Genomic DNA, 3,909 nt, shown 5'->3' with positions numbered 1-3,909 from the left:
GTATTTTCATTATTGTTTTGTAAATTACTATCTTTCATAGTTTCCCTCTTTTAAGAAAGTAATACGTTATTAAAATCGGTTCCTTTTGGAGCTTGCATCATAAAGACCTCAAAGCCTTGTCTATAGGCACGCGCAGCTAGGGTAAAACCTGCTTTACGACCCGCATCATCGCCGTCCATTGCAATGGTGAGACGTCCTTTTGTATGGGGTAAATTCACACGCATCATGCCACTGGTTGAAAGGGACGCCCATAAATCAACGGGCTCTGATAACAACCCAGACAAAAGAGCCAGACCGGTTTCAATGCCCTCACAAATGACCAGATGTTTGGGATTGCCTTGACTTAAATGCACAGCACCACCTGTTACAGATCCCAACATGGCTTTTGCTGGTTTTTGGTCTGTTTTGCAGCCATTGGCTTGTAAAAAGGTTCTATGAATGGCGAAAGAGCCAGCGCCCTTAACAAAAGCAACCAACGCGGGCAGTGTAACCCCAGAGGGGTGCGAACATTTGTCGTAAAAGCGTAAATCAGCAGGCAAATCACATGTAATACCCCGCATACGTAAATAGGTTTCTGCTAAAGTATTTTTGATTGGTTGGCTTTGTTGCCAAATTGCTTTTGCTCTCTCTGCTTTCTGTTTTGCTCGTTTGAGATCAGCACAAAACTGTTTTGAGAAAGAAAGCGTCTGATCATAAGCTTTATCAAAAAAGGCTTGTTTTCCAAGCAAGCCAATTCTAATGAGCGCTTGTATGATCTCTCTAAAAGAGCAGCCAGCATAACAATAGAGTAAAAGACGCCCATCATGTCCATTGGCAAGGGATAAGCTAGGCAGCCTATCATCATGAGCAGGGCAACGGGCTGTTCCATAACGCCCATGCCAAACCCCGCGCAAGGCACGTGTGATACCTTGCGCATTCTTAAAAGAACACATCATTGTAAATCCTATAACGTTGCGTCACAGGACGGATTGTGCTATCTCTAGGGTGATGAGTTTGAGAAAGCCTTGTCCGTCCTTACGTGACAAGGTTTTTTTTATGCCGCGTCACTTTGACGTTGCTGTTTTGCTTGCTCGATGACATTGATAAGATCCGATTGTAACCAACGGGACAAAAAACCAAATTTTAAAGGTTTTGGGAGAGAGCCATTGGTAACATGACGGCGGAATGTTGAGACACTCATATGAAGCAATTTTGCACTTTCACGGTCTGTCAAAAGAATATCATTTTCTGTCATACTAAAATCCTTTCTATCAAAAAATGGTAACAAATCATAACTATTTATTAACCACATTTTGGTTCATTTTTGAAGATATTTTATTTATAGAAAACAATATTTTATCATATAAATTTTAATGTGATACGTTATGAGTCTTATTGAGAGAGAATGAGAGAAAAGAGAGCTAAAGTTATCCACAGATAATGGGGTTATTCACCCCATATCTTAAGATTGACCCGTGACATAAGCCGCCCATTTATCCATATAAACGCGGCGCTGTTCTAGATAGTCAGTGCGACGATAGGCACGCTCTACTTTGCCGCCAACTGTATGACTTAGAATAGTTTCAGCAACCTCATAGGGAGCATCGGTTGTTTCAGCAAGCCAATCACGTAAACTAGAGCGAAATCCATGGGGGCATGCTTCAATTTTATTTTTTCTCATATACCAAGCCATCATCGTATGTGAAAGAGGACCGCGACCGGTAGGAGAAAAAAGAAAATCACTTTTAGAAATACAACGAGCTTGTTCAATAATTTTCAGCGCTTCTTTTGATAAGGGGACGCGAAATTCTGTTGTAGTATCACGCTTTCCTTTCATATTTTCAGCAGGAATTGTCCAGACATCATCTTCAATTTGACCTTCACGAATATGACGCAAAGGAAAAGTACGAACTCCTGTCAAAATAAGCAAACGCAAAGCCAGTTGTGTTAGGATTGTTGTTTGGCAAAGTGTTTTATAAAAGGCAGGGACCTCTTTCCAATCCATTGCGGGCATGTTTTGCGTTTTATGACGTTGTTTGCCTAAGAGAGCACGTGCTTTTTCTGTTGCTTGTAAATCAACATCCAATCCTAATGCAGCCGCATGTTTGAGACATATATTAAGACGATTAAGAGCTCTATTAGCTGTTCCAGCTTTTGTATGCCAGATAGGAGCAAGAGTATTGCGTATCTCAGTTTGGGTAATTTCTGAAACGGGTAAACAGCCTAATTTGGGGAGAATATGAAGACGTAATGGTAAAAACCAATGTCCGTCTTTTCCATCCCCTTTTAATTCAGCTTTACGACTTTCAAAAGCATCTATGGCAATATCTTTTAAGTAATGGAGATTGCTTATCGCCTCACGCTTTTGTTTATTGCGTTCTTTAATAGGGTCACGACCCTCATGCAAAACAGAACGCCATTGATTTGCCAATTCACGCGCTTTTTTTAAAGAAACGTTTCGCAATGCCCCCAAGCCCATTTCACGACGGCGCCCATGAATGGTATAACGGTAAATCCATTGAGCACCGCCATCTTTACGCTTGTGAAGTAACAAGCCGGCACCATCGTTATATTTGCCAGCCCCTAATGTTGCAACAGATCTTGCATTAAGACGGTTCATAAGAGCCATTTTAAGTCCTTTCTTATACAAATTTTATCCACACACTCATCCCACTTGCTATGTGCAAACGAGTGGTTTTGATTGATTCAATATAAACAGATTTGAAATAAGAGAATCTTACGTTATTCGGGTCTTTAACTCAATATGAATAACGCTAGATTATCATTATAAATCAATAGCTTGTCACCAGCTGACAAGCTTGCGAAACAAACCTTCTGTCGACAAATCTGATGCGTTACTTTCTTTCTCTAAATGCTCTTCATCATGCATCATTCTGCCATCCATGACGTGCTCTCATAAGTTTCTCTACCACTATAAGCTGGTCTCTTCTGTTTTTGCATCGGCTGTTCATACCCCACACACATTAACCCAAAGGCATCCGCACCATGACTGGACCAATCATGCTCAGCGCCTAAACCAATATTACGCTTCTCATCCCATTTCTCATGATACCAATTCAGTGCTTTACGACCCGCTACGGTTGTCTCTTCATTAAACCAAACAGACGGCAAAATACGTCGCACCGCCTCTATACGCATCTTAACCGCCCCTGCCCCTTGATTAGGGATCACTTGCGTTTCAAAACCCGCATCATTTAAAGCACTCTCAAAACTCACATTGTGCACACGGTCTCTCGTCGCACCATCATGGGGTAACACCATCAATGCCTTCTCATAACCATTTTGACGCAACCAACCGATATGTTCGGATAAAGGCTGTCCCTGTGCTTCGTAATAATCAAGTACTCTGATCTCCCTACCAACAAATTGCGCTATCCATATCGCCGTAGCATCTGCCTTAGCACCCGTACCCCCAATGTCCCAAAAAGCGCGTATCTGCATTAAAGGATCACGCGCAACGCGCCCTATCCGCCCCTCTTGCTCGGCTGCCAACATTTCCTTTTGATAATAAGCGCCTTGAACTGCTGTAAGATAAGCCCCCTCCCATATATGCTTATAGGTCTCGGGACGGTTTCTCAGATCATCAAGCCGCGCTTCATTCAAGATCTTAGGAAACTTCGGATTATCTGACCAATTGATCTCTACACGCTTAATGGCTTCATTGTCTGAAAAGCGAAACCGCTTCTCAACGGGGGCATTCTCTCGCAACGGGTTCCATGTCACCCATAACTCTGCTCGCCACCCCTCGCCTTCTTCACGCAACGTTGGAATAAGCGTCTGCCAAGCCGTCTCTGTAACGGGCTCTGCCTCATCAACCCAACAAAGCAAAATACGCCCCATCGATTTAATGCTCGCAATATTACGGTCCAGACCAGAAAACTGAAAGGCTACGCGACCATCTATCGACTT

The 3,909-nt window shown here is 42.7% G+C and carries 4 protein-coding genes; all 4 read right to left on the bottom strand.

The annotated features are described in order from the left end of the window. Positions 1-50: 50 nt before the first annotated feature. Positions 51-935 (bottom strand): toprim domain-containing protein, encoded by an 885-nt coding sequence (locus ACFIL8_RS08085; RefSeq protein ID WP_375689380.1) that lies wholly within the window; start codon positions 933-935, stop codon positions 51-53. Between the two features lie 98 nt (positions 936-1,033). Further along, the gene (locus ACFIL8_RS08080) at positions 1,034-1,234 is read right to left on the bottom strand and encodes an AlpA family transcriptional regulator (protein ID WP_011180791.1); all 201 of its coding nucleotides are present in this window, start codon (positions 1,232-1,234) and stop codon (positions 1,034-1,036) included. 207 nt (positions 1,235-1,441) lie between these two features. Further along, positions 1,442-2,608, bottom strand: coding sequence for a tyrosine-type recombinase/integrase (locus ACFIL8_RS08075; RefSeq protein WP_375613766.1), 1,167 nt, complete (start codon positions 2,606-2,608; stop codon positions 1,442-1,444). Positions 2,609-2,868: 260 nt separating this feature from the next. Further along, positions 2,869-3,909, bottom strand: a 1,041-nt coding sequence (locus ACFIL8_RS08070) for a phage terminase large subunit (RefSeq protein ID WP_375689377.1), incomplete at its 5' end; no start/stop codon positions are given.

It is taken from the genome of Bartonella sp. AP57NXGY (genome assembly GCF_042195805.1).
In the GTDB taxonomy this organism is placed as follows: domain Bacteria; phylum Pseudomonadota; class Alphaproteobacteria; order Rhizobiales; family Rhizobiaceae; genus Bartonella.
The sequence above is the reverse complement of the archived record's forward strand: the minus strand, read 5'-3'. Positions and strand labels throughout refer to the sequence as shown.